This window comes from Niallia yueguangensis, from assembly GCF_052663115.1.
Window position 1 is genome coordinate 1 of sequence record NZ_JBQTCX010000071.1, and the last position, 431, is coordinate 431.

General features: G+C 37.6%; 1 protein-coding gene. It reads left to right on the top strand.

Features of this window, described 5'->3' with window-relative positions:
• Positions 1-431: alpha-amylase family glycosyl hydrolase (locus ACTYA4_RS22195; RefSeq protein WP_443483705.1), on the top strand; the 431-nt coding region annotated here is incomplete at both ends.

Consider the following 431-nt stretch of genomic DNA (forward strand, 5'->3'; position numbering starts at 1 on the left):
TTAATTTACTTTCAAAAGTTTCCGATTTTCCAGATGCTCCAAATCCTGAAGGGGCAAAATATGCTTCAGGCGGTCAGTATTTCTTGAATGGTCCGCGTATTCATGAATATTTACAAGAGATGAATCGGGAAGTTCTTTCTAAATACGATATTATGACGGTTGGAGAAATGCCTGCTGTTACAACAGATGATGTTGCCTTATATACGAATGAAAATCGGAATGAGCTGAATATGGTTTTTCAATTTGAACATGTATTTGGCATTGGACTAGGTGGAAAATGGGACACATCTCCAATAGCCCTTTCATTTATGAAAAAAACATTATCTAAGTGGCAGACGGAGTTAAACGGAAAAGGATGGAATTCTCTTTTCTTAAGCAATCATGATGTCCCTCGTCAAGTTTCCCGATATGGAAATGATACAGAGTATCGG